The 22533-nt window shown below is 67.8% G+C and carries 22 protein-coding genes; 8 read left to right on the top strand and 14 right to left on the bottom strand.

The genetic code is table 11. From position 1 onward, the window contains the following. Positions 1 to 33: 33 nt before the first annotated feature. The 4 genes from LE190_RS02465 to LE190_RS02450 all read right to left on the bottom strand — a co-directional run bounded on the left by LE190_RS02465 (position 34) and on the right by LE190_RS02450 (position 3486). Positions 34 to 657, bottom strand: coding sequence for an L-threonylcarbamoyladenylate synthase (locus LE190_RS02465; RefSeq protein ID WP_225237227.1), 624 nt, complete (start codon positions 655 to 657; stop codon positions 34 to 36). A 40-nt stretch (positions 658 to 697) separates the two neighbouring features. Then, positions 698 to 1573 carry a protease HtpX gene (gene htpX, locus LE190_RS02460; RefSeq protein ID WP_225237226.1) on the bottom strand — a complete coding sequence of 292 codons (876 nt, stop codon included), beginning with the start codon at positions 1571 to 1573 and terminating at the stop codon, positions 698 to 700. An 84-nt stretch (positions 1574 to 1657) separates the two neighbouring features. After that, positions 1658 to 2488 carry a 3',5'-nucleoside bisphosphate phosphatase gene (locus LE190_RS02455; RefSeq protein WP_225237225.1) on the bottom strand — a complete coding sequence of 277 codons (831 nt, stop codon included), beginning with the start codon at positions 2486 to 2488 and terminating at the stop codon, positions 1658 to 1660. 104 nt (positions 2489 to 2592) lie between these two features. Beyond that, positions 2593 to 3486 carry an alpha/beta fold hydrolase gene (locus LE190_RS02450; RefSeq protein WP_225237224.1) on the bottom strand — a complete coding sequence of 298 codons (894 nt, stop codon included), beginning with the start codon at positions 3484 to 3486 and terminating at the stop codon, positions 2593 to 2595. A gap of 164 nt (positions 3487 to 3650) precedes the next feature. Here LE190_RS02450 and LE190_RS02445 point away from each other — a divergent pair, with 164 nt between their 5' ends. After that, positions 3651 to 4175: a gamma carbonic anhydrase family protein gene (locus LE190_RS02445; protein ID WP_225237223.1), complete on the top strand. Its 525-nt coding sequence runs from the start codon at positions 3651 to 3653 to the stop codon at positions 4173 to 4175. A 3-nt stretch (positions 4176 to 4178) separates the two neighbouring features. After that, positions 4179 to 5144, top strand: a complete 966-nt coding sequence (gene hslO, locus LE190_RS02440) for an Hsp33 family molecular chaperone HslO (RefSeq protein ID WP_225237222.1) — start codon at positions 4179 to 4181, stop codon at positions 5142 to 5144. A gap of 112 nt (positions 5145 to 5256) precedes the next feature. Here the strand turns inward: hslO and LE190_RS02435 are convergent, their stop codons facing one another. Beyond that, positions 5257 to 5988, bottom strand: coding sequence for a hypothetical protein (locus LE190_RS02435; protein ID WP_225237221.1), 732 nt, complete (start codon positions 5986 to 5988; stop codon positions 5257 to 5259). Positions 5989 to 6182: 194 nt separating this feature from the next. Between LE190_RS02435 and LE190_RS02430 the strand changes: the two genes are divergently transcribed. Beyond that, positions 6183 to 6689: a Dps family protein gene (locus LE190_RS02430; RefSeq protein WP_224943084.1), complete on the top strand. Its 507-nt coding sequence runs from the start codon at positions 6183 to 6185 to the stop codon at positions 6687 to 6689. An 85-nt stretch (positions 6690 to 6774) separates the two neighbouring features. Here LE190_RS02430 and LE190_RS02425 read toward each other — a convergent pair whose 3' ends face one another. Next, positions 6775 to 7038, bottom strand: coding sequence for a hypothetical protein (locus LE190_RS02425; RefSeq protein ID WP_225237220.1), 264 nt, complete (start codon positions 7036 to 7038; stop codon positions 6775 to 6777). Positions 7039 to 7269: 231 nt separating this feature from the next. Here LE190_RS02425 and LE190_RS02420 point away from each other — a divergent pair, with 231 nt between their 5' ends. Further along, positions 7270 to 7683, top strand: a complete 414-nt coding sequence (locus LE190_RS02420; protein WP_225237219.1) for a PAAR domain-containing protein — start codon at positions 7270 to 7272, stop codon at positions 7681 to 7683. A 65-nt stretch (positions 7684 to 7748) separates the two neighbouring features. Here the strand turns inward: LE190_RS02420 and ftsB are convergent, their stop codons facing one another. From ftsB to pyrG, 4 genes are all read right to left on the bottom strand, one after another. Continuing rightward, entirely contained in the window at positions 7749 to 8090 is a 342-nt protein-coding gene (ftsB, locus tag LE190_RS02415; protein WP_224943093.1) for a cell division protein FtsB, read from the bottom strand. Between the two features lie 63 nt (positions 8091 to 8153). Then, positions 8154 to 9440, bottom strand: coding sequence for a phosphopyruvate hydratase (gene eno / locus LE190_RS02410; RefSeq protein WP_225237218.1), 1287 nt, complete (start codon positions 9438 to 9440; stop codon positions 8154 to 8156). 150 nt (positions 9441 to 9590) lie between these two features. Continuing rightward, entirely contained in the window at positions 9591 to 10445 is an 855-nt protein-coding gene (kdsA, locus tag LE190_RS02405; protein ID WP_225237217.1) for a 3-deoxy-8-phosphooctulonate synthase, read from the bottom strand. After that, positions 10442 to 12127 carry a CTP synthase gene (gene pyrG, locus LE190_RS02400; protein ID WP_225237216.1) on the bottom strand — a complete coding sequence of 562 codons (1686 nt, stop codon included), beginning with the start codon at positions 12125 to 12127 and terminating at the stop codon, positions 10442 to 10444. Before pyrG ends, kdsA begins: the two co-directional genes overlap by 4 nt. Before the next feature lie 186 nt (positions 12128 to 12313). On the opposite strand from pyrG, the gene LE190_RS02395 reads away from it, so the two are divergent. The 4 genes from LE190_RS02395 (at position 12314) to LE190_RS02380 (ending at position 18744) form a co-directional block, all read left to right on the top strand. Next, entirely contained in the window at positions 12314 to 13474 is a 1161-nt protein-coding gene (locus LE190_RS02395) for a YjgN family protein (protein WP_225237215.1), read from the top strand. Between the two features lie 7 nt (positions 13475 to 13481). Continuing rightward, the gene (locus LE190_RS02390; protein ID WP_225237214.1) at positions 13482 to 14540 is read left to right on the top strand and encodes a M48 family metallopeptidase; all 1059 of its coding nucleotides are present in this window, start codon (positions 13482 to 13484) and stop codon (positions 14538 to 14540) included. Between the two features lie 155 nt (positions 14541 to 14695). After that, positions 14696 to 16300 (top strand): methyl-accepting chemotaxis protein, encoded by a 1605-nt coding sequence (locus LE190_RS02385; protein WP_225237213.1) that lies wholly within the window; start codon positions 14696 to 14698, stop codon positions 16298 to 16300. A gap of 140 nt (positions 16301 to 16440) precedes the next feature. After that, the gene (locus tag LE190_RS02380) at positions 16441 to 18744 is read left to right on the top strand and encodes a penicillin-binding protein 1A (protein WP_225237212.1); all 2304 of its coding nucleotides are present in this window, start codon (positions 16441 to 16443) and stop codon (positions 18742 to 18744) included. A 16-nt stretch (positions 18745 to 18760) separates the two neighbouring features. On the opposite strand, the gene LE190_RS02375 is transcribed toward LE190_RS02380, so the two are convergent. The 4 genes from LE190_RS02375 to LE190_RS02360 all read right to left on the bottom strand — a co-directional run bounded on the left by LE190_RS02375 (position 18761) and on the right by LE190_RS02360 (position 22494). Beyond that, a complete protein-coding gene (locus tag LE190_RS02375) occupies positions 18761 to 19297 on the bottom strand; it encodes a cytochrome C (protein WP_225237211.1) in 537 nt (178 codons plus the stop codon). A gap of 123 nt (positions 19298 to 19420) precedes the next feature. Then, positions 19421 to 21025: a mucoidy inhibitor MuiA family protein gene (locus tag LE190_RS02370; RefSeq protein WP_225237210.1), complete on the bottom strand. Its 1605-nt coding sequence runs from the start codon at positions 21023 to 21025 to the stop codon at positions 19421 to 19423. 115 nt (positions 21026 to 21140) lie between these two features. Next, a complete protein-coding gene (locus tag LE190_RS02365) occupies positions 21141 to 21653 on the bottom strand; it encodes a gluconokinase (RefSeq protein WP_225237209.1) in 513 nt (170 codons plus the stop codon). A gap of 10 nt (positions 21654 to 21663) precedes the next feature. After that, complete coding sequence (locus LE190_RS02360; RefSeq protein ID WP_225237208.1) at positions 21664 to 22494, bottom strand: ABC transporter substrate-binding protein; 831 nt, start codon at positions 22492 to 22494, stop codon at positions 21664 to 21666. Between the last annotated feature and the right edge of the window lie 39 nt (positions 22495 to 22533).

Genomic DNA, 22533 nt, shown 5'->3' with positions numbered 1-22533 from the left:
GCCTGAAGACGCAGCTCCGTCCGCGCGCCCGCCCTAGAGGCCGAAGGCGGCCGGGTCGCCCCTGCCCTCGCGCACCAGTTCCGGCGCGGGGCCGGTCAGGTCGATCACGGTAGTCGGCTCGAGCGTGCCGGCGCCGCCGTCGATCACCAGCTCGATCTGCTTGCCGAGGCGCTCGAGCACTTCGTCGGGATCGGACAGCATGTGCTCGTCGCCGGGCAGCTGCAGCGTGGTGCCGATCAGGGGCTCGCCCAGCTCCTCGATCAGGGCCAGCATGATGCGGTTTTCCGGCACCCGCACCCCGATCGTCTTGCGCGAGGGATGCGACAGGCGGCGCGGCACTTCGCGCGTCGCCTCCAGGATCACCGTGTAAGGGCCCGGCATGGTGGCTTTCAGCAGCCGGTACTGGCTATTGTCGACCCGGGCGAAGTGCCCGATCGCGGACAGGTCGCGCACCAGGAGGGTCAGGTGGTGCTTGTCGTCCACGCCGCGGATGCGGCGCAGCTTCTCGACCGCGGCCTTGTCGTCGAGCCGGCACACGAGCGCATACGCGGAGTCGGTGGGCGCGGCCACGATGCCGCCGGCGCTGATGATCTGGGCCGCCTGCTTCAGCAGCCGCGGTTGCGGATTGTCGGGATGGATCTGGAAGTGCTGGGCCATCGGTCGCCTTTCTGCCTGTCCTGGGCTTGATGCTGTGGGCTTAACGGAGCGCCTGCAGCGCCGCGATGCGCTGCTCCATCGGCGGGTGGGTCGAGAACAGCGCGCCCCAGCCGCCGCCGCTGCCGGAGATGCCGGAAGCGGCCATCGAGGACGGCAGCGCGCCCGGCGCCAGGCCGCCCAGCCGGGCCAGCGCATGCTGCATCGGCAATGCGCTGCCCAGCAGCCGCGCGGAGCCGGCGTCGGCGCGGAATTCGCGCTGGCGCGAGAACCAGGCCACGATGATCGAGGCCAGGATGCCGAAGGCGATCTCGCACACGAACACGGTGACCATGTAGCCGATGCCGGGGCCGCGGTCGTCCCCGCGCAGCAGCACTTTATCGACGAAGAAGCCCACCACGCGCGCCAGGAACACGACAAAGGTGTTGACCACGCCCTGGATCAGGGTCAGGGTGACCATGTCGCCGTTGGCGATGTGGGCGACTTCGTGCCCGAGCACGGCCTCGACTTCGTCCTGGTCCATGCTGGCCAGCAGGCCGGTGGACACGGCCACCAGCGCGGAATTCTTGAAAGCGCCGGTGGCGAAGGCATTCGGTTCGCCCTCGTAGACGGCCACTTCCGGCATGCCAATGCCTGCGCGCTCGGCCAGCCTGCGCACGGTGTCGACCAGCCAGCGCTCGGTGCCGTTGGCCGGCTGCACGATGACGCGCGCGCCGGTCGACCACTTGGCCATCGGCTTGCTCATCAGGAGGGAGATGATGGAGCCGGTGAAACCCACGACCAGCGAAAACACTGCCAGCGAAGCGATGTCGATCCCCTGCCCCGATACCGCCCGTCCTACCCCGAGCAGGTTGAGCACGAGTGACACCACCAGCACAACGGCGAGGTTGGTGGCGAGGAACAGTACGACACGTTTCATGGATGGCGGCTCCTGGAGCTGGTTGATGTCAGGCTGCCAAGATTGGGCTGCAGGGGGGATTCTTCAAGAGCTGGACAAGGACGGCTAGAACCAGTCGTGCCAGACCGGCGTGAGCCCGGCCGGCAGCGGCGGCAGCTCGGCGAACTCGATGCGCGATTCGCCCGGCGCATGGAAGTCGGTGCCGCGCGAAGCAAGAAACCCGTAGCGCCGCGCCTGTTCGGCATAGACGCCGTACTGGTCCGGCGTATGGCTGCCGGTGACCACTTCGATGGCGCTGCCGCCGAGCTGGCGGAAGGCGTCGAACAGCGCGCCTTCGGCCGTGTCGCTGAACGGATAGCGGCCGGGGTGCGCGACCACGGCGATGCCGCCGGCGCCGCGGATCCAGCCGACCGCCTGTTCCAGCGTGGCCCAGCGGTGCGGCACATAGCCCGGCTTGCCCTCGGTGAGGAACTTGCGGAACACCTCGGCCGTCGTGCCGCAGGCGCCGGTCTCGACCAGGTAGCGGGCGAAATGCGTGCGCGAGATCAGGTCGGGGTTGCCGACATAGCGCAGCGCGCCTTCGTAGGCGTCCGGGATGCCGGCCGCGGCCAGCTGGGCGGCGATCTCGCGCGCGCGCGCCTGGCGGCCGTTGCGGGTGGCGGCCAGGCCCTCGACCAGCGCGCGGTTGTCCTCGTCGATCTGCAGGCCGACGATGTGCACGGTCTCGTTGGCCCAGGTCACCGAGATCTCGACCCCGGCCACGAAGCGCATCCCGAGGCTGGTTGCGGCCTGGCGCGCAGCCTTGATGCCGCCGATTTCGTCATGGTCGGTCAGGGCCCAGACATCGACGCCGCTGCGATGGGCATAGGCGGCAACCGCGGCCGGCGCGAGCACGCCGTCGGAGACCTTGGAATGACAGTGGAGATCGACTTTCATGGCACGGCAATGGGTAGCAATGGGTAGCAATGGTGGCAATGGTGCCGGACATTGTACGCGGCATTCACGCTCCCGTGCTGACGCCATGGCAGCGTGCGTCTTCCCTAGCCGGGCACCTCGGCGCCGTCCAGGAAGGCTTCGATCATGCGCGCCAGCAGTTCCGGCTGGTCGTGGTGCAGCATGTGGCCCGCTCCCGGCATCATGCGCGCCGTGACCTCGGCCAAGTGGGCGCGGCGGCGGTCGATCTCGGCCCGCGCTTCTTCCTTCGGCCCCATCCAGCGCCACATCTCGGTCTCTTCCGCCTCGATCCACAGCACCGGGGCCGCGATGCGGCGCCAGCAGGCCAGCACTTCGTCGGCATGGTACAGCAGCGGCCCGGTCATCTTGTGCGCGGGGTCGCCCAGGATGCGCCACTGGCCGTCCGCGTCCAGGGCCGACCAATGGCCGGCCAGGAAGGCCGCGCGCTCACCCGGCAGGCGCGGATTGGTCTTCTGCAGGCGCGCGGCCACTTCGTCCAGGCTGGCATAGCCGCGCATCTCCGGCCTGGTGCGCAGTTCGTCCAGCCATTTCGCGTAGCGGCCAGGCGCCTGCTCGGGACGGGTGGCCGGCAGGCCGAAGCCTTCCAGGTTGACCAGGCGCGCGATGCGCGCGGGCCGGATGCCGGCGTACAGGCTGACGATATTGCCGCCCATGCTGTGGCCGAGCAGGTTCACCGCTTCGCCGGGGGCGTAGTGGTCGAGCACCGCCTCGAGGTCGGCCAGGTAGTCCGGGAACCAGTAGGTGTCGGCCGACGAGCGTTCGCTCAGGCCGAAGCCGCGCCAGTCGAAGGCGATCACGTGCCAGTCCTGGCGCAGGCAGTCGACCACGAACTGGAACGAGGCCGAGACGTCCATCCAGCCGTGCTGCATGAAGATTTTCGGGGCGCCTACGCGGCCCCAGTGGCGCACATGGGTGCGCAGGCCGCGGATGGGAAGGAATTCGGAACGGGACGGGATCATGGCTGCGGAATAAAAGTACGGCCGGATACGGCCGAAAATAGTACGGTCGTTCGCATTATAACGGGACGCTTGATATTGCGCAGGATGACCCCATTTCCTGTCGACCGGACGATGGCGGGCTGGGGGTTTACAATAGCGGCATTTCAGCTTCCGCGAGCACATCCATGGCGATTTACCAGCTGGGCGAGCATGCGCCCGAGATCGACGCTTCCAGTTTCGTGGCCGATACGGCAACCCTGATCGGCAAGGTCACGCTCGAGGCCAATGCCTCGGTGTGGTACGGCGCGACGCTGCGCGGCGACAACGAACGCATCACCATCGGCGAGAACAGCAATGTCCAGGAAGGCACGGTGATGCACACGGACATGGGCTACCCGCTGGTGCTGGGCAAGAACGTGACCGTCGGCCACCAGGCCATGCTGCATGGCTGCACGGTAGGCGACGGCTCGCTGATCGGCATCCAGGCCGTGATCCTGAACGGCGCCCGGATCGGCAAGGGTTGCCTGGTGGGCGCCGGCGCCCTGGTCACCGAAGGCAAGGAATTCCCCGACGGATCGCTGATCCTCGGTTCTCCTGCCAAGGCGGTGCGCACCCTGACGGAAGAAGACCTGCTGCGCCTGCAGGCCAGCGCCGCGAGCTATGTGGCGCGCGGCCAGCTGTTCAAGGCGCAGCTCAAGAAGATCGGATAAAGAATGACGAATGAAGTGATGAGCGCCCCGCGCGACACCCTGCAAAAATTTATTTTCGATAACGCCGCCGTACGCGGCGAGCTGATCGAGATTTCCGACACCTGGCGCGAGATCCAGGCCCGGCACGCCTATCCGAAGGCCGTGCGTTCCGCGCTCGGCGAGATGGTGGCGGCCAGCGCCCTGCTGTCGGCCAACCTGAAGTTCAACGGCGCCATCGTGATGCAGATCTTCGGTGACGGTCCGGTCCGCCTGCTGGTGGTCGAATGCGACGCCCAGCTGCGCATCCGTGCCACCGCGAAACTGGCGCCGGACGCCGAGCTGCCGGATGACGCCAGCCTGACCCAGATGTTCAATGTCAACGGCAAGGGCCGCTTCGTGATCACGCTCGACCCGGCCGACAAGGTGCCGGGCCAGCAGCCCTACCAGGGCGTGGTGCCGCTGACCGGCGAGGACATGGCGACCGTCATCGAGAACTACATGCTGCGTTCCGAACAGATGGATACCCGCCTATGGCTGGCGGCCGACGACAGCGTCTCGCGCGGCCTGCTGCTGCAGAAGCTGCCTCGCCACAGCGGCAAGGACGACCAGCAGAAGCAGGCTTCCGAAGCGGAAGACCTGGAAACCTGGAACCGCGCCGTGATGCTGGGCCAGACCCTGAAGCGCGAGGAACTGCTGAGCACGAACATCGAGATCCTGCTCAAGCGCCTGTTCTGGGAAGAGACGATTCGCGTGTTCGACCCGCAGCATCCGCAGTTCCACTGCAGCTGCACTCGCGAAAAGGTTGGCAACATGCTCAAGATGCTGGGCCAGGCGGAAGTCGACTCGGCGCTGGCCGACCTGGGTGAACTGGGCATCAACTGCGATTTCTGCGGCAAGCACTACGCCTTCGACAAGGTCGACTGCGCCCAGCTGTTCGCCAGCGATGCGCCGGTGGAGAGCATGATGCCGGCCAGCGGCTCGATCAACTGAGTCATCCCGGTCGACCGGGTCTTCTCCGCGCAGGCGGGTTTCAACGTCCTGTGAATAATCGCCGCCTTTCTTCAGCCATGCAACACGTGGCGTGAAGAAAGGCGGTGCTGTTTCAAGGCTGATCCGACGCGAACGCGTAGACGATCAGCGTTTCGTCGTCCCAGCTGCTGTCGCGCAGCGGCGCCACGATTTCCCTGCCGTTGCGGTATAGCCGCAGCGCCTCCCTGCGCTCTCCCGATACCAGTGTGGCCGAGGCCACCGGCCGCGGCGTGCGGTACTGGTAGGCGACTTGCGGCAGCCGGCACAGGCCGCCCGCCGCGAGCGCGGCGGCGCGAAACAGCAGCGGAACCTCTTCCTTGCCGATCGCCATCGACACCGCGCATTCCATCCGCAGGTCGCCCAGCCGCCGCACATTCCCGGGCAGCCCCGGCGTGCGCACGCGCGGCCGCCAGCGCAGCTGGTCCTTCCTGCGGTTGGAAATGAGGTCGGCGTCGTCCTCGTCGGCTTCCTGGCTGCGCGGCAGCGCGAAACTGCCCTCGGCATCGAGTGGCAGCGCAATGTCGACCCGCTCGCCCGCGATGCGCAGCTGCAGGCCCTCGACCGGGGCCGGGTGTCCGTCCGCGGTCCACAACTCGAAGCGCAGGCTGGCCTGCGGCGCCAGCGCCCGCTGCTTGTCCCAGGCATCGAGCCCGCGCAGCATGCGGCGATAAGGCTGCAGCGCGGGATCCTTGATGCTGCTGACCTGTACCGTTTCCGCAGCGACGGGGCCAGGCGCGGCTGTTTCCTGGGCAGTGGAAGGGAGGGCCAGCGCCAGCAGCGCGGCCGCCGTGGAAAATCGCTTCATGTGGATCCTGTGATGGCTGATCGGTGGGCGCATTGTACGGATGTCGCGGCGCCGAATACTTGCACATTCTCACGCCCCGCCTTTGAACCGTGACACTCAAAACACGCATTTTTGCAGGTAGTGCTAAGCTGATGCATCTTTGACAGTGTTGTCATTTCCTTACGACACTATCGCATTTACCAGGAGAAAACGCGATGCACATGGATACTGGAATCACGACCGAAGACCGCGCCAAGATCGTCGAATCGCTCTCGACCGTGCTGGCGGACGCCTACATGCTCTACCTGAAGACCCACAACTTCCACTGGAACGTGACCGGCCCGATGTTCTCGACCCTGCACGTGATGTTCGAGGAGCAATACACCGAGCAGTGGAACGCGCTGGACGATATCGCCGAGCGCATCCGCGCCCTCGGGCACTTCGCACCGGCAACCTACAAGCGCTATGCCGAGCTGTCCAGCATTACCGAGGAGCCGAACGTGCTGTCGGCCAAGGAAATGATCCGCCAGCTGGTGGATGGCAACGAAACCCTGGTGCGCACCCTGCGCGCGGGCGTGAAGGTGGCCGACGAGCTGGACGATTACCCGACCGCCGACATGCTGACCACCCGCATGGAAGTACACGAAAAGAATGCCTGGATGCTGCGCTCCTTCCTGGAACAGGGCGCCGGCGCGGCCCAGGGCGACGCGTCCTCGGACTGAACGACGGACGAGAAACTGGCCGGGCGGCACTGCCGTCCCGGTGCGGCCCGCCGCGGCACGCGGCCGCGCGGCCGCCGCAAGCGGATCAGCCGCGTCCGCCAGACTGGTGCAGGTCCACCACCTTCATGATCTCGAGCGTCAGGTCGAGGTTGAATTCCTCCGCCTCCAGGGCCGCGCGCAGCGCGTCTTGCGGCATGCCGATGGCCGCGGCCAGCGCACCGAGGCCGGGCGCCTGCGCCACGGCCTGCAGTGCCGCCGTAATCGCCGCGCCGTCGCCATCTTCGAAGGCGGTAGCGAGGCAGTCGGCGATGCCGTCGAGAGAGTCGAGTGCGGGAGTGTTCTGGGTCATGCTGGCTTTCAAAAAATGATCTTGACGCTGGGTTCCCACCAGCCATTCTGGCAAGTTATATGTAGGCCTACTCCTACATACACTTTCGCTTGAGTAAAATCAAAAATCTCTGGAAGGCACTGCCATTCAATAGGCATGCTCTTATTACAGAGCAATAGCCTTTCAGAAATTTCTTGCAGAGAAGCAAGGACTTTCTTTTCCTGTCACTTCCAAGGAGCGTCAATGAAGCCCATGTCCTCAGCCGAAATGTCGTCCACCGAACAGGTCCTGGCATCCCCTGCCCCGCAACGCAGGAGGGTGACTGGCCGCTATCCGATCGCAACGCTTGGATCGTACACCCTGCACGGCGGCAAGGTCGTGCTGGCCGGGGACGAGCCGCAAGGGGACGGTTTCCGCATCGCCTGCGTCGGCGACCTGGTGCGCTATCCGGACGGTAGCGAAAGCATCATCGTATCGGGCGCCGGGAACGCGTCCACCTTCGGCAACCGCCCGGTCGCGCTGGTGGGAAGCCATGTGGAAAACGGCGACCGCATCGTCCTGAGCCGGCAAAGCATGGGCGAAATCGTCCTGTTCGAAGGCGACGCACCGATCCCCGGCCTGCTGCAGCCGGGCTACCTGCCGCCGCAGGGCGCCACCGAGGCCTGAACCAGGACGGCGCCGCGGGCCGGTGCGCCCGTTGACTACTCAAGTAGCGACCGCGGTAGCCATTGTCAGCGGCCGCGCTTTTCCTTCGGCTCCGGCGGAGGCGGTGGCACCGTCATCGACACCGCCGGCTGCTCGTCCTTGCGCAGCACCTGCACGAAGATTTCATTCTGCTTGATCATGCCCAGCTCGTAGCGGGCACGTTCCTCGACCGCGCCCAGGCCCTCGCGCAGGTCGCGCACTTCCGATTCCAGCTTGGCGTTGCGCGCTTCCAGCAGTTCGGTTTGCTGGCGGGTCTGCGCGACCTGGCCGCGCATGTCGGCGACGGCCAGCCAGCCGCCCTTGCCCAGCCAAAGCGGGTACTGGATCAGGAGCAGCAGGATGGCGAGCGCGATGGTGATGAGTCGCATGGACGCAGGTCGCAGGTAGGGATGGCGGAGCCGGACGCATGGCAAGCCGTCCGGCAGTCAAGCTTACTTCAGGTTGTAGAAGGCGTCGCGGCCCGGGTAGCTGGCGACGTCGCCCAGGTCTTCCTCGATGCGCAGCAGCTGGTTGTACTTGGCCATGCGGTCCGAGCGCGACATCGAGCCGGTCTTGATCTGCAGGGCGTTCAGGCCCACTGCGATGTCGGCGATGGTCGAATCCTCGGTTTCGCCCGAACGGTGCGAGATCACGGCGGTGTAGCCGGCGCGCTTGGCCATCTCGATGGCGGCAAAGGTCTCGGTCAGGGTGCCGATCTGGTTGATCTTGATGAGGATCGAGTTGGCGATGCCCTTCTGGATGCCTTCCTTGAGGATCTTGGTGTTGGTGACGAACAGGTCGTCGCCCACCAGCTGCACCTTCTTGCCCAGCGCGGCGGTGAGCGTGGCCCAGCCTTCCCAGTCGCCTTCGGCCATCGCGTCCTCGATCGAGATGATCGGGTACTTGTCGCACCAGGTGGCCAGCATGTTGGTGAAGTCCTGCGCCGAGAGGGCCAGGCCGCCCTCGCCTTCGAGCACGTACTTGCCGTCCTTGTGGAATTCGCTGGCGGCGCAGTCCAGGCCGAGCGCGATGTCCTGGCCGGCCACGTAGCCGGCCTGTTCGATCGCCTGCATGATCAGCTTGATCGCTTCTTCATGGTTGGCCACCGACGGGGCGAAACCGCCTTCGTCGCCCACGGCCGTGTTCAGGCCCTTGCTGTGCAGAATCTTCTTGAGGGTGTGGAACACCTCGGCGCCCCAACGGATCGCTTCCTTGAACGACGGTGCGCCGACCGGGATGATCATGAATTCCTGGATGTCCAGGTTGTTGTCGGCGTGCGCGCCGCCGTTGATGACGTTCATCATCGGCACCGGCAGCTGCATCGCGCCCGAGCCGCCGAAGTAGCGGTACAGCGGCAGGCCGGCTTCCTCGGCCGCGGCCTTGGCCACCGCCATCGACACCGCCAGCATGGCGTTGGCGCCCAGGCGGCTCTTGTTCTCGGTGCCGTCCAGGTCGATCAGGGTGCGGTCCAGGAAGGCCTGTTCATTGGCGTCCAGGCCCATGATGGCTTCGGAGATCTCGGTGTTGATATTCTCGCAGGCCTGCAGCACGCCCTTGCCGAAGTAACGCTTCGGGTCGCCGTCGCGCAGTTCGATCGCTTCGCGCGAACCGGTCGAGGCGCCGGACGGGACCGCGGCGCGGCCCATCACGCCCGACTCCAGCAGGACGTCGCATTCCACGGTCGGATTGCCGCGCGAATCAATGATTTCGCGGCCGATGATATCAACGATAGCACTCATGTTTTTCAGTCTCCGGAAGGTAAGAATCTGGTGCGGCTGCCGCCTCGTGGCCAAGGCAGGCAGCCCAAAACGCTTGGCATTGTAGCAAATACGCGCGTCCTGTCTGCCCGGCCTGGGCCGCCGGGCGCACACGCGCGTCCGCCTGCTGTCTTATTTGAAGTCGGCTTCCAGGAAACCGGCCTTCTTGACCACCCGGTCGATCTCGACCAGGGTCGTGAGCAGTTCCTTCATGCGGCCCAGCGGCACCGCGTTGGGGCCGTCCGACAGGGCCTTGGCCGGGTCGGGATGGGTTTCCATGAACAGGCCGGCGATGCCTGCGGCCACCGCCGCGCGCGACAGCACCGGGATGTGCTCGCGCTGGCCGCCGGACGAAGTGCCCTGGCCGCCCGGCAGCTGCACCGAGTGGGTCGCGTCGAACACCACCGGGCAGTTCGACTCGCGCATGATGGCGAGCGAACGCATATCGGACACCAGGTTGTTGTAGCCGAAGGAAGCGCCGCGTTCGCAGGCCATGAAGTTATCTTCCGGCAGGCCCGCCTCGCGCGCGGCGGCGCGTGCCTTGTCGATCACGTTCTTCATGTCGCCCGGCGCCAGGAACTGGCCCTTCTTGATGTTGACCGGCTTGCCCGAACGCGCGCAGGCGTTGATGAAATCGGTCTGGCGGCACAGGAAGGCGGGCGTCTGCAGCACGTCGACCACGCTCGCCACCAGCGGGATTTCTTCCTCGGTGTGGACATCGGTCAGGACCGGCACGCCGATCTCCCTGCGCACGTCGGCCAGGATCTCCAGGCCCTTTTCCATGCCCGGACCGCGGAACGACTTGCCCGACGAGCGGTTTGCCTTGTCGAACGAGGATTTATAGATGAACGGGATACCCAGGCTGGCCGTGATCTCCTTCAGGGTACCGGCGGTGTCGAGCGCCATCTGGCGCGATTCGATCACACAGGTACCGGCGATCAGGAAGATCGGCTGGTCGAGGCCGACGTCGAAACCGGCGAGTTTCATGCTGCGTCTCCTTGCAGTGCCGCCGTGGTGCTGGCGGCGGCGGTGTGGGCGGCCTGGTGCTTCAGGGCGGCCTGGATGAATGCGGTAAACAGCGGATGGCCGTGGCGCGGGGTCGACTTGAACTCGGGGTGGAACTGCACGCCGATGTAGAACGGATGGGCGTGTTCGCCGCTGCGCGGCAGTTCCATGATCTCCAGCAGGTCTTCGTTCGGGGTGCGCGCCGAGACCACCAGGCCGGCCGCTTCGATGCGCGGCAGGTAGTAATTGTTGCCTTCGTAGCGGTGGCGGTGGCGCTCGGTGACCACGTTGCCGTAGATGTCGGCGGCCAGCGTGCCCGGGTTCACGGCGCAGGTCTGGGCGCCCAGGCGCATGGTGCCGCCCAGGTCGGAGTTGACGTCGCGGCGCTCGACCTTGCCGTCGTGGTTCTGCCATTCGGTAATCAATGCCACCACCGGCTGGTCAGTGTCCGGATCGAACTCGGTGGAATTCGCGTTCGGCAGGCCGGCCACGTGGCGCGCGTATTCAATCAGCGCCACCTGCATGCCCAGGCAGATGCCGAGGTAGGGGATCTTGTTTTCGCGGGCATAGCGGGCGGCCTGGATCTTGCCTTCCACGCCGCGCTTGCCGAAGCCGCCCGGCACCAGGATGGCGTCGTACTTGGCCAGATGCGCGCATCCGTCCTTCTCGATCTCTTCCGAGTCCAGGTATTCGATGTTGACGCGGCTCTCGGTATGGATGCCGGCGTGGCGCAGGGCCTCGGTCAGCGACTTGTACGATTCGATCAGGTCGACGTACTTGCCCACCATGCCGATGGTGATCTCGTGTTTCGGGTTTTCCAGGGCGTGGATCAGCCTGGTCCACATGGACAGGTCGGCTTTCGGCGCTTCCAGGCCGAGCGCTTCCAGGATGATGTCGTCCAGGCCCTGGTCGCACAGGACCTGCGGCACCTTGTAGATGGTGTCCACGTCCCACACCGAGATCACGGCCTGCTCTTCGACGTTGGCGAACAGCGAGATCTTGGCACGCTCGTCGTCCGGGATGCGGCGGTCGGCGCGGCACAGCAGCGCGTTCGGCGAGATGCCGATCTCGCGCAGCTTCTGCACCGAATGCTGGGTCGGCTTGGTTTTCAGTTCGCCGGCCGAGGCGATATACGGCACCAGGGTCAGGTGGACAAAAGCCGCGCCCTTGCGGCCCGAGCGCAGCGACAGCTGGCGCGCCGCTTCCAGGAAGGGCAGCGACTCGATGTCGCCGACGGTGCCGCCGATCTCCACCAGCGCCACGTCCACGCCTTCGGCGCCGCGGCGGATGAAGTCCTGGATCTCGTTCGTGATGTGCGGGATCACCTGCACGGTCTTGCCCAGGTACTCGCCGCGACGCTCCTTGCGGATCACGGATTCGTAGATCTGGCCGGTGGTGAAGTTGTTCACCTTCTTCATGCGGGTGCTGATGAAGCGCTCGTAGTGGCCCAGGTCGAGGTCGGTCTCGGCGCCGTCGTCGGTGACGAAGACTTCGCCGTGCTGGGTCGGGCTCATGGTGCCCGGGTCGACGTTGATGTAGGGGTCGAGCTTGAGCAGGGTGACTTTGAGACCGCGCGATTCAAGGATCGCGGCGAGGGAAGCGGCCGCGATCCCCTTGCCCAGGGAAGACACGACGCCGCCAGTGACGAATACGAATTTGGTCATTGTGCTGAAGGTGCCGAACGGCACGCGCGGGAAATTGAAATTATACCTTAAAGCGCGCGGAATCCTATCGGCAGCATGCCCGCCTCCACCAAATGGCAGCGGCTTATTGTTGCTCAAGAATATGCTCCAGCAATTGACCGGCCCTCCGGGTGGCCACCTATACTGGGCTTTTTTCCCGGGCCCGCCATGCATACCCTTTCCGATCCGCCCGCCGACGTTCCCGCAACCATGCCCGCGGCCACGCCGCAGGAGCCCGCCACCCCTGGCGCGCCGCGCATCCTGGTGCCGGTCTTCACCGGGGATGGCCGCGAGTACTTCCGCATCTGGGTCGTCAACCTGCTGCTGAGCCTGGCCACGCTGGGGATCTATTCGGCCTGGGCCAAGGTGCGCCGGCTCCAGTACTTCGACCGCAACACCCAGCTGGCGGGCGCCAGCTTCGACTTCCATGGCAACCCGCGCGCGGTGCTGGCGGGACGGGTGCTGTCGGTGATCCTGCTCGGGGCCTACCACTATGCTTTCGGTTTCTCGAGCACCTTCGGAATCGTGGTGGTCACCGTGCTGCTGCTGGCCTTTCCCTGGCTGATGCGCGGGGCCCTGCGCTTCCGCCTCGGGAACACCAGCTACCGCGGCCTGCGCCTGGGCTTCGACGGCTCGGTGGGCGAGGCCTACCTGGCCTGGCTGCCGGCCGCCTTCACCTTCCTGATGCCGGGTGTGCTGCTGGCCCTGTACCCGGGCAAGCCCTGGCTGGCGGCGCTGCCGCTGCCGCTCTACCTGCTGTGGCCGCTGATGCATGCCCGCATCCGGCGCTTCCAGCATGCCAACCTGCTGTTCGGCGACCAGCATTCGGCCTATACGGTCAAGGCGCGCCGTTTCTACCGCTTCTACCTGGTCTCGGGCAGCCTGCTGCTGGTCACCAGCCTGGTGGCCGGCATGGCGGCGGGCTTCGCCGGCGCCATGGCCGCGGGCGACCGCAGCACGGCCATGTTCGCCGGCATGGCGGTCGGCATCGTCGCCCTCTACCTGATCTACCTGCTGGCCGGTCCTTACATGGTGGTGCGGGTGTCGAACCTGGCCTGGTCCAACACCAGCTTCCCCGGCCTGCGCTTCCGCTCCACCCTGCCGGCGCGCGGCTTCATGAAGCTGCAAACCCGGAACGCCCTCCTGACCCTGCTCACGCTCGGCCTGTACCGCCCGTTCGCCGTGGTGGCGGTCTACCGCTACCGACTGGCACACCTGCACATCGAGGTCGACGGCGACATCGAAGCCGCCTGCGCCCACGTGGCCACGCGTGGCGGCGCGGCCGGCGACAGCGTCGCCGACGGTTTCGGCATCGACCTTTCCTGGTAAGGACATCATGACTGCAGCTCACTATTTCGATGGCCGCAGCGCGCGCCAGCACCTGGTCGACCTGAGCGCCACGGACGGCGCCATCCGCCTGCACGGCGCCGGCCTGGCGCGCAGCTATCCGATGGCCGCCACCCGCCTGGCCGAACCCTTCGCGCACGCGCCCACGGTCCTGTACTTCGGCGACGGCAGCCACGCCGAAGTGCAGGATCCGGCCGTGCGCCCGGTCCTGGCCGCCGCCCTCGGCTACCGCAAGCCCTGGGTGGTGCGCTGGCAGGAGCACACGTTCGCTGCCGTCGTGGCGCTGGTCCTGCTGGTGCTCTTGATCGCCTCCGCCTGGCACTGGGGGATTCCGGCCGCCGCCGAGCGCCTGTCGGCCCGGGTGCCGCCCTCGGCCGACCAGGCGCTCGGCCAGAACGCCCTGGCCCTGCTGCAGCGCCAGGGCATCCTGCAGCCCTCCGGCCTGGCGCCCGACCAGCAGGCGGCGCTGCAGGGCATCCTGCAGCGCATCGAACCGGCGGCGCCGCGCATCCCGCTGCGCCTCCTGAGCGCCGCCGCACCGCGCCTGGGCCCGAACGCGCTGGCGTTCCCGGACGGGACCATCGTCATCACCGACGAACTGGTACGCACCGTGCTGGGCAAGGATGGCCACGACATCGACGCCGATGCCGCCGCCGCCCTGGCCGGGGTGCTGGCGCACGAGGTCGGCCACGTCGAGCAGCGCCACAGCGTGCGCTCGATCACCCGCTCCTCGCTCACCGCGGCGCTGTCGGCCACCCTGTTCGGCGACTTCAGCGCGGTGGCCGCCGGCCTGCCCGCCCTGCTCGGCAACATGGAATATTCGCGCGACATGGAACTGGCGGCCGACGACTACGCGGCAAGTGCCCTGCATGCGCACGGCATCCCGACCGCGCCGCTGGCCGACCTGTTCGACCACCTCGACGAACAGCAACAGAAAATGCCGAAATTCCTGCGCCAGGCGATGTCGTACGCGTCGACCCATCCGGATGCGTATGCGCGCGGCCAGCGCCTGCGCGAAGCAGATGCCGAAGCCGGAACGGCACGCTAAACGGAAGGACTTGCCAGAAGATCAGCGTTGTAAAACGTCAATAGGGAGGGTCGAAAGGCAAGATAAGAGCTGCGTATTTCTTATGCATGAGCAATAATTATTGCTTTCCAGTCGCCCTTGCCGGTCGACCGCCGCGGTCCACCGGCTCCCCTTCCATGCCCAGTTTTAACAATCTCAGCATTGCCGCGCGCCTTGCCGCCGGTTTCCTCCTGACCCTCGTGATGGCGGTCCTGATCGCCGCCACCGGCATGTGGCGCCTCGGCCAGGTGGCCAGCGCCGCTCACGACACCCTCGCCGCCCCGCTCGCCAAGGAACGCCTGATCGCCGAGTGGTACACCCAGATCTTCGCCGCCGTGCGCCGCACTGCCGCCATCGTCAAGAGCAATGATCCGTCCCTTGGCCCCTACTTCAAGGAAGATGCGGCCGCCACCTCCAAACTGTCGAGCGACCTGATCAAGCAGATCGAAGGCCTGGTGGCCGGCGAGCGCGAAACCCGCCTGTTCCAGCGCATCCAGGCCCAGCGCGCCCAGTACAGCGCCGCGCGCGACAGCGCGGTCAAGGCCAAGGCCGACGGCAGCCAGGAACTGGCGGACCGGATCCTCGACGAGCAGTTCACCCCGGCCGCCAGGGCCTACCAGGAATCGGTGCGCGAACTGGTGGCGCTGCAGCGCGAGCACATCGCCAGCACCGCCGCCGGCATCGATGACAACGCGCAGCGCGGACAACTGGTGATCATCGGCCTTACCGGCGGCGCCGTGCTGCTCGGCGCCCTGTTCTCCTGGCTGCTCACACGCGGCATCACGGGCCCGATCCGGCAGGCGGTGCGGGCCGCCGAGACCGTGGCCGCGGGCGACCTGAGCGCCCGTATCGCCACCGGTGGCAAGGACGAGACCGGCGCCCTGCTGCGCGCGCTCGCCCACATGAACGACAGCCTGGCCCGGATCGTCAGCGAGGTGCGCAGCGGCACCGATACCATCGGCACCGCCTCGGGCGAAATCAGCGCCGGCAGCCTCGACCTGTCGAGCCGCACCGAGCAGCAGGCCGCCTCGCTCGAAGAGACCGCCGCCTCGATGGAACAGCTGATCGGCACCGTGCGCCAGAACGCCGACAATGCGCGCCAGGCCAACCAGCTCGCCATCACCGCTTCCAGCGTGGCCCAGCAGGCCGGCAGCGTGGTGGGCGACGTCGTCACCACCATGGGCTCGATCGACGCCTCGTCGCGCAAGATCGTCGACATCATCGGCGTCATCGACGGCATCGCCTTCCAGACCAATATCCTGGCCCTGAACGCGGCGGTGGAAGCGGCGCGCGCCGGCGAGCAGGGACGCGGCTTCGCGGTGGTGGCATCGGAAGTGCGCACCCTGGCCCAGCGCTCGGCCGCGGCGGCCAAGGAAATCAAGGCCCTGATCGGCGACTCGGTCGAGAAGGTCGAGGCCGGGACGCGGCTGGTGGACCGGACCGGCGCCACCATGGAGCAGGTGGTCACCGCGATCCGGCAGGTCACCGACATCATGGCCGAGATCGCGTCGGCCAGCCAGGAACAGATCCACGGCATCGAGCAGGTCAACCAGGCGATCGTCCTGATGGACGATGCCACCCAGCAGAACGCGGCGCTGGTGGAGGAATCGGCGGCGGCCGCAGGCGCGCTGCAGGAACAGGCCGCGCGCCTGGCCGGGATGGTCAATGTGTTCAGGCTCGATGCCCGTCCGGCGGTAGAGGTGGCGCAGACGCCGCCGCGCCTGGCCGCGCCGGCCCGCTGAACGCCGCCCGCCTGCGCCGCCGGTAGCGCCAGCTGCGCCCGCGCACGCCATCCGGCGCCACCTTGGCGCCCGGCGCTGCGCGCCAGGCGGCCGGGCGGTAAGATGCCGCCCATCTTCACCGCCACTCCCACGCTACCGCCATGCTCCTGTCCTGCCCGACCACGCCGTCCTTCGCGCAAGTCCTGCGCCGCCCGGCCGCCGCCCTGCTCCTCGTTTCCATCTTCGCCAGCGCCCCTGCCTGTGCCGGCATCCTGGACGAGGTGCCGGACATCAGCGCCGTCACCGACTACCGTCCCAAGGTCCCGCTGCGCGTGTACAGCGCCGACCAGGTCCTGATCGGCGAATTCGGCGCCGAGCGGCGCGACTTCGTCCCGATCGGGAAGATCCCGGCCCTGATGAAGGCGGCCGTGCTGTCGATCGAGGACGCGCGCTTCTACGAGCACGGCGGTATCGACTGGATCCGCGCGCTGGGCGCCGCCAAGGCCAACCTAGCGGCGCTGGGCGGCGGCTACCGCCAGGGCGGCTCGACCATCACCATGCAGGTGGCGCGCAACTTCTTCCTGTCGCGCGACAAGACCCTGCCGCGCAAGCTGACCGAAGTCGCGCTGGCCTACAAGATCGAACAGGCGCTCACCAAGGACCAGATCCTGGAGGTCTACATGAACCAGATCTACCTGGGCCAGCGCGCCTACGGCTTCGCCAGCGCGGCGCGCACCTATTTCGGCAAGCCGCTCGACAGGCTCAGCGTGGCGGAGATGGCGATGCTGGCCGGGCTGCCGCAGAATCCTTCGCGCCACAACCCGGTGGCCGACCCGGAGCGCGCGCGCCAGCGCCAGCGCACCGTCCTCAAGCGCATGTTCGAGCTGGGCAAGATCGGCGAGGCGCAGTACCGGGCGGCGCTGGACGAGCCGCTGCGGGTGCGGCGCGAGGGCGCCGGCCCCGGCGCGGGCGCGGAATACGTGGCGGAACTGGCGCGCCAGGCGGTCCATGCGCGCTTCGGCCAGGCCGCCTACGAACAGGGCTACACGGTCACCACCAGCATCGTCGCCGCCGAGCAGGCCGCGGCCTACGAGGCGGTGCGCCGCAGCGCCATCGCCTACGACCGCCGGCACGGCTACCGCGGCCCCGAAGCGCGCATCGCGCTGCCGAAGGCGGGACCGGAGCGCGAGGAAGCCGTGGCCGAGGCCTTGCAGAAGCGCCCCGCGGTGGACGGCTTCGTGCCGGCCGTGGTGCTGTCGGCCTCGCCCAAGCGGGTGACGGTGCTGACCCGCGACGGCGAGACGATCGCGCTTGCCGGCGCCGGCCTGAGCTTCGCGGCGCCCGCCCTGTCGCCCGCCGCCAAAGCCGGCCTGAAGCTGGCGCCGGGCGCGGTGGTGCGCATCAGCCGCGCCGGCAAGGAGCGGTGGGCGATCGCCCAGCTGCCGCAGGTAGCGGCCGCCTTCGTCGCGCTCGACGCCCGCAGCGGCGCGGTGCGCGCCATGGTCGGCGGCTTCGACTACCAGCTGCAAAAATTGAACCACGTGACCCAGGCCTGGCGCCAGCCGGGTTCCAGCATCAAGCCTTTCGTGTATTCGGCGGCGCTGGAGCGCGGCTTCTTCCCCGGCACCACGATCCTCGACGCGCCCCTCGATTTCAGCGACGAGAAGGCCTATGCCAACTGGGCGCCGCGCAACGACGACGGCGTGTTCGAAGGACCGGTGACGATCCGCCATGCGCTGACCCATTCGCGCAACGTGCCGGCCGTGCGCATGCTGCGCGCGCTCGACGTCGAGGATGCGCGCGAACACCTGGCGCGCTTCGGCTTCGACCGGGCGCGTCAACCGGCCAACCTGACCCTGGTCCTGGGCACCGGCGCGGTGACGCCACTGCAGCTGGCCGGCGCCTATGCGGTGCTGGCCAACGGCGGCTACCGGGTCGAGCCGCAGCTGACCCTGAGCGTGTACGACCGCGACGGCAAACTGGTCTTCGAGAGCGGCAAGCCGCGCCCGCCGCAGGAAGGCGTACGCGTGCTGGATGGACGCAATGCCTTCATTGTCGATTCGATGCTGCGCGACGTGGCGCGCGTGGGTACCGGCGCGCAGTCATCGCGCCTGCTGGGACGCAGCGACCTGGCGGGCAAGACCGGCACCACCAGCAATGCCGTCGATGGCTGGTTCGCCGGCTATGGCGGCAACGTGGTGGCCGTGTCCTGGATGGGTTACGACGAGCCGCGCTCGCTGGGTGGGCGCGAGTTCGGCGCCACGCTGGCGCTGCCGGCCTGGGTCGATTACATGCGGGTGGCGCTGGCCAGGGTGCCGCAGCGCGAGCGCACGCCGCCCGAGGGCGTGGTACGTGCGGGCGGGGACTGGGTCTATGCGGAATTCGCGGAGCCGGCGCCGGCCGCGGAGGCGCAGGCGCAAGGTGACACGCAGAACGCGGCCGGCGCGGCGCAGGCCGTCGAGTAAGGCCTGGGGCGGGTGCTTACTGGGGCGGCGCCGGGAACAGGATCGCCGGGCCCTTGGGCGCGACGCCCGGCGCCAGCGCGGCGGGCGCCGGCTTGCCGGCCGGGCCGAGGTGGCGCACGAAGCGGTAGATCGCGCGCAGGTCTTCCTTGTCCATGGTGTTCAGCGTGAACCAGGGCATCGGCGGACGCGCCTTCATGGTCTGCGCCATCCTGATCCAGTCCTCTTCTCCCAGCGCGTTCATCGACAGGCGCAGGTTGGTCGGGTAGGTCGTGCCCCACGGACCGCGCCAGCCCAGCTGGTCGCCGGTGAGCCAGTCCTTCTCGGCCACCTTCCCGGCGCTCATGCCATAGCCGGCCGTGTGGCAGTCGTTGCAGCCGCCGACCTTGACCAGGTAGCGGCCGCGCTCGATGTACTTGCCCTGGGCGCTCGCGTTGGCGGACGGGGCGTGCGGATTGTTCTGTGCGGCCTGGGCGGCGGCCTGCATGCCGGGCGCCAGCGCCAGCGCCAGCGAAACGGAGAGCGCGCGCACGGCGCCCTGGAGTGGAATGGACATGTCGGTTTTCCCTTCGGTAAGCTTCGTTCGGACCGCGGGCCGGCGCATGGCGCCGGCCCGCGTTTTTTATCCGTGCACGATAGCGCGCATCCGGCGCCAGTGTCAGCCCCACGTTTGGGGGGATCAGCGCAGTCCCTGCACCGTTCCTTCCTTCGGATAGTCGACCTGGTATTCGACATCGAAGCGCGCCGTTTCGTTCGGTTTCAGGGTGCGCTCCCAGCCCGCCAGGCCGCGCCGCTGCTGCCAGTCCCTGAGCGTCGGCTCCGGGCTGAGCGATACTTTCACCTGGACCTGGTCCGACTGGCTGACCGGGGTCGGTTCCAGCACCAGGATGTCGATCGGCTGGCGGTGCAGGTTGCTCACCACGTAGCGGTCGGCAATGCGCTTCTGGTTGTCGCGGCGGAACAGGCCGGCCTGGCCGGCGCGTTCGTCGCGGTGCTCGATCGCCACCCGCACCAGTGGATCGCGGCCGAAGGACATGCTGAAGCGCTCGCTGTCCTGCGGGTCCCAGTACAGGGCGCCGACATAGGAACCGTCGCGGCGCAGTTGCACCTGGCCCGGGAGCCACACGCCTTCCGGACGCGCCGCCTCGGCGGTCAGTACCGCCGTCTCGCCATGGGTGCGCGGCGCGATCCGCACGCGCTGCTGCACCGCCAGCTGCTGCGTCGCCAGGCCGACCGTGATCTCGCGCCCGTCGGCGGCCAGGTCGACCCGCGCCGGCACCTCGAATTCGGTGGTGAAGCTGCCCTGGGTCTCGATGACGGGCGCCACGTAGTCATCGGCGGCCTGCGCGATGCGCGAACCCGAGACGCTGACCTGCGCCGGCGCGGGCGCGGCCGGCGGGGCCGGCGGCGCATAGCGGTAGCGTAGCTCCTGCACCCTTTCCTGCGGCGGCCGGTAGCTGATCAGCCAGGGGCCCGGGTCGGGCGCCTGGGCCGACAGGTTCGGCTGGCCGGTCGACAGGCGCAGCTTCACCCGGCTCCAGTCCTCGCCCGTCTTTTGCGAGATCGACGCCATCCGTTCCAGTTCGACCGACGAGGCGTTCGAATCGAGCGAGGCGCGGTAGGTCGGCTTCCAGCCGGCGCGGTTCACCTGGTAGGACAGCAGCAGCCGGCCGGCCTGTTTCGCCGCGACCGCCACCGTCAAGGTACGGCTCTCGCGCGTGCTGGCCTGCAGCTTGGCCAGGTCCCGGTTCAAGGCCTCCAGCTGGCGCACCTGCGCGCGCTTCCTGGTTTCGGCCTGGTGCATGCGCGCCAGGGCGTCGGCGCCGCCCCTGCGGATCGCGTCCAGGGTTCCGAGCAGGGTCCTGGCGTCGCCCGGCGCATTCCTGGCCTGGCCTTCGGCGCTGCCAAGCCGCTCGAGGTAGCCCTGTACCAGCTGGGCCGCCTTGAAGTCGGCGTCGATCAGCGCGATCTCGTCCTGCAGCGCCTGGATCTTCGCTTCCAGCTGCGCCACGCGCGGATTGGGGCTGTCGGCGCTGCCCTGGTCGCGCGTGACGACCTGCCCGACCTGGATGCCGGCATCGGCCTGCAGGCGCAGGGTATCGGTGCTGAAGTTGGCCAGCAGGCCGGTGACCTCGACCTGGGTCATGCCCGGCGTGACCTGGACCACGCGCTCGACCGTGGCGCTGCCCGGATACAGGGTGACGCTCTGGATCGGCGCCTCGACGGCCTGCGCGCCCGGAACGGCGAGCGCCAGGGCGATTGCCCATTGCTGCTTGGTTGCCATGGAATCCCTCTATTTAACGAGTAATGGATGTGTGTTTCCGGCAGCCTACCAGAGGACCGCCCTGCCAAAATCCACACAAAGCAACGCCGGGGCGGCGTTTGTGTAACGAGACGTTTCAGCGCGGCCAGGCCGCGGCGGCCTGCTCGACCAGTTGCGGCAGGGGCTGGCGCAGGTCGAGCGTGATGCCGCATTCGTCCGGCGCCAGGGGCTCGAGGTCGCGCAGCTGGCTGTCGAGCAGCGAGGATGGCATGAAGTGGCCCCGGCGCGCGGCCATGCGCTGGGCGATCAGCGCGCGCGGACCATGCAGGTGGACGAAGCACACCGGATACTCGTCACCACCGCGCAGCAGCGCGCGGTAGGCCCGCTTCAGGGCGGAGCAGGACAGCACCACGCACTCGCCCGCCGCCAGCGTGCGCACCAGTTCGGCGCGCAGCGCCAGCAGCCAACCCTGGCGGTCGGCATCGCCGAGCGGCACGCCGGCCGCCATCTTCGCCAGGTTCTGCGGCGGATGGAAGGCGTCGCCCTCGATGAAGCGCGCACCCAGCAGCGCGGCCAGGCGCGCCCCGACGCTGCTCTTGCCACAGCCGCTCACGCCCATGACGACCCAAGCGGCTGGCGTGCGCTTCATGGCGGCACGCTCAGCGCTGCGCCGACGGGAAGAACAGCTGTTCGCCGGCCGGCTTGAAGGCCGCGATCTTCGCCTGCGCTTCCGGCGAGGTGATCCAGTCGATCAGCAGTTTCGCGCCGCGGTAGTTGACGCCCTTGTGCCTGTCCGGATTGACGGCGATGATCCCATAGGGATTGAACATGCGCTTGTCTCCCTCGACCACGATCGCCAGCCCGGTCCTGGCCTTGTAGGCGCCATAGGTGGCGCGGTCGGTCAGGGTATAGGCGTTCATCTCGGCCGCCATGTTCAGCACCTCGCCCATGCCCAGTCCGGCGGACACGTAGTTGCTGCCGGCCGGCTTGGCGCCGGCCTGCTGCCAGTAGCCCTTCTCCATCACGTCGGTGCCGGAATTGTCGCCGCGCGAGATGAACTTCACGTTGGCGCCGGCGATCTTCCGGAAAGCGGAGATCACGTCCTTCTCGCCCTTGAGGCGGGCCGGATCGGCGCTCGGGCCGACCACGATGAAGTCGTTGTACATCACGTCGCGCCGGTCCACGCCCCAGCCTTCGGCCACGAACTTGTCCTCGAGCTGGCGCGCGTGCACCAGGGTGACGTCGACGTCGCCGTTCTTGCCCAGCTCCAGCGCCTTGCCGGTGCCGACCGAGATCACGTTGACCTTGATGCCATGCTTCGCCTCGAAGGACGGCAGCAGGTAGGTCAGCAGGCCCGAGTTCTCGGTACTGGTGGTGGTGGACAGGCGCAGCGCCCGCTCGCCAGGCTGCTGGGCATGCGCAAAAGGCGTGGCGAAAGGCAGGGTGAAGGCAAGGCCGGCGATGGCGGCCAGGACGAAACGGCGTTGCATGCGCATTCTCCTAGGGAACGGGGGAGGAACAGCCTTGCG

The organism is Massilia hydrophila, from assembly GCF_020208145.1.
In the GTDB taxonomy this organism is placed as follows: Bacteria; Pseudomonadota; Gammaproteobacteria; order Burkholderiales; family Burkholderiaceae_D; genus Telluria; species Telluria hydrophila.
Note: the sequence above shows the minus strand (reverse complement) of the source record. Positions and strands in the feature narration are given on the sequence as shown.